The following is a 2630-nucleotide window of genomic DNA, read 5'->3' as shown; positions in this document are numbered from 1 at the left end:
CTTTTTCAGGGAAAAAAAGTCTAAAAGCCTTATCCAACAAGGTTTTTAGATTTATTCAGCCAACCCTACTTAGTCGAAAATGCTGTAACCAAATAAAAAACCTCGGTGTCCAGCCGAGGTAGCGCTAAGTTATGTAGGAGAACTCAAGCAAATCTGTCAATGGGGCAAACCCAAACCCCGAAAACTTTTTTAAGCTAGTCAGCCCAGTTTTTCACCGTTGTCTCGGACTAAGGGAATCATATTTTGTCTGATACTCCCCGAAACAATCTGAACTGGCTTGGTGTCTTGGCTGTTTTGCTTTAACTTTTAGCTCATGTAAATAAATGTAACAATATTTTTACGAATTGTAAAGAAAAATTGACAAAATAAAACTTATATGTAATATAAGCTAAGTTAATATTTTTCGCCGATCGAAGCTAGGGGGGTAATAATAGAGAGATTGGTTCACTAGCGTGACAAGGTGTACCCAGAATGTCCTATTTGTTTTTGTTCCCACTATTCACCGCTGCCTTGGCTGCCTATTTCTGGCAGCAGTCCAGCGATGAGATCGCTTATCTGGCCAGTGCCGCCACGGTAATCAGTTTAGTGTTGAGTCTGGTTTTAGCTCCTTGGCAGATTCAGCTATTAATTCTCTTGACAGTTGTGATTGTCGTCACCTTTTTATGGCAAGGACGAGAAGAGCAGAAGAATCTCCCCGTCCCCACTCCAGAAACCGCCGGCGAGAAAAAGTATCGTGGCGCCACCTATATCGAGCCAACAGTCGCTGAGGCTCCTGTCAAGGAGCGAGGAGGTAAATATCGCGGTGCGGAGGTTAAAATCACCAATAATCCGACGGTGGCTAACCCAATTCGCTCCTCATCTCTCAAATATCGCGGCGCTGGTTCAGCAAACAAGGACCAGTAATCAGTTATCAGTTATCAGTTATCAGTTATCAGTTATCAGTTATCAGTTATCAGTTATCAGATTTGAGTTTTAAGTGAGTAGTATTAAATAGAAGTTTCCTACTGTCTTTTCACTGTTTACTGTTTATTGTTCACTGTTCACTGAAACTTCCCACCTATCTACTGGTCTTGAATATAAGGCTGATTATTTTTGAGACAATTGTATGCCTTTTGTAACTCGATTCCCAGATAACCGATATGTTCGGGAATAATTGCGGGATTGGTTGTTGCAAGCTCGCGGATTAATTTGAGGGGATTTTTGCCTTGATAACAAGCGACAACTTCCCCGCTGCCGGGGGTAGTTTGTTGGACAAGAATTTGTTCTTTTTCCACAGAAATCAAAAAGTTACCGCTAGGGTCAAAAAAGTCGCGCTGATTGACAATTTTATCGTACTGGGTGGCGATTAATCGTTCGACATTCTCCCAAGTATCATCGTATATATGGGCCGATTGACTAATAGTAATCAATGGACCCAAGGTTAAATTATACTGGGAGCGTTGATTGATTTCTTGGCAAATATGTTGCTGTAAAGCGCGCAATCCCATGGCATTTGCCGGCCAAGCGGCAAACATATCATTACTTCTAAATATTGCGGTGAGAGATAATTCATTTTCCACCACTCGCACCCAAATATGATTTAAACAGGGACTACCTCCCTTTTCGTGGTCTTTCACATCCCAGAGGGACATAACTGCACTGGCTGCGTCAATTTCTGAGATTAATTTATTAATAACCTGTGCAATTTGGTCTCGGCCAAACCAAGAGCGCAATCTTTGACCGTAGGTGTATTTAACTCCTTGGTGTATAGGAGAATCATCAAGAATTTGTCCGATATATTCGGTGAGAAAAGCTCTATCTATAGGCAAATAATTAGGTTCAGGAAAATAAAAGTCTGGGGGTTCATTGGTGACAACGGCCATTAGGTCAATTAATTCTTGCCATTTACCATCATATCCTGTCGGTCTAATTGTGCCGGTGGTTTTAATCTTTTGGAGAATTTTTACCCAAGTTTCGGCAATAGTTTTTCCTTCAATGCGATGACCGTATCTTGTCCCGGGTAGCAAAGAAGGAAGATTTTCTGAGATAGGAAAGGTTAATGGTTTTCCCCAAGTTGGTAAGGGGGATTGTTTTGCATAATTTTTGACAGTTTCAATCGCTTCTGGGATGGATTTAACTGGTTGATATTGAATTGATTGACGCAATTTTTCGAGAATTTCTCGGTCAATTTCTTTGTCAATATATCCAGTGGTAGAAGAATTAATTAGCCAACATTCTTTACCTGTGTCACTTTTTCCTAACTGGAATCCTTGACTAAAAAAATCTAGCAAACATTGACAGCTACCGGAGTTCTTATCTTCCTTAGTTGCGTTGAGAATAACTAAGTATCTAACGTGGGGATTTGCTATTAAGTTTCTCAGCAGGGGACTAATTCCTCTGGTGGGACTATAAAGATTACCAATCACCGCGTATTGGTCGGGATTTAAATGTTTAGCAAGGGACTGTTTTACTGTCCATCCCGTGATAATTGCTGTTTGGCCGTGACCGCAGATTAATTGATTGGGTTTATAGTGGGGTTGGTAGGTGAATTTAGGGGTGGTTTCTGTACTAAGCATGGATTTAAATTAATCGTTCAAGATAATTAATAATATTTCGGTGAAGGTTTTCTATTGTATCACTACCATCCAGTT

Annotated in this window: 2 protein-coding genes; one reads left to right on the top strand and one right to left on the bottom strand. The window is 40.6% G+C overall.

The window, feature by feature from the left end; genetic code table 11:
- The first annotated feature begins 471 nt into the window (after positions 1 to 471).
- On the top strand, positions 472 to 903 hold the full coding sequence (locus PX636_RS10465; protein WP_004162878.1) for a DUF4278 domain-containing protein: 432 nt from the start codon (positions 472 to 474) through the stop codon (positions 901 to 903).
- A 158-nt stretch (positions 904 to 1061) separates the two neighbouring features.
- On the opposite strand, the gene PX636_RS10460 is transcribed toward PX636_RS10465, so the two are convergent.
- On the bottom strand, positions 1062 to 2555 hold the full coding sequence (locus PX636_RS10460; protein WP_288117065.1) for a thymidylate synthase: 1494 nt from the start codon (positions 2553 to 2555) through the stop codon (positions 1062 to 1064).
- Positions 2556 to 2630 lie beyond the last annotated feature (75 nt).

It is taken from the genome of Microcystis sp. M53598_WE2 (assembly GCF_030067735.1).
Lineage (GTDB): Bacteria > Cyanobacteriota > Cyanobacteriia > Cyanobacteriales > Microcystaceae > Microcystis > Microcystis aeruginosa.
This window is presented reverse-complemented; position numbering and strand designations above follow the sequence as displayed.

What these genes read in the sequence shown, in the direction of transcription:
- PX636_RS10465 (WP_004162878.1), top strand. Translation starts at nt 472, where the DNA reads ATGTCCTATTTGTTTTTGTTCCCACTATTCACCGCTGCCTTGGCTGCC.
- PX636_RS10460 (WP_288117065.1), bottom strand. Translation starts at nt 2,555, where the DNA reads ATGCTTAGTACAGAAACCACCCCTAAATTCACCTACCAACCCCACTAT.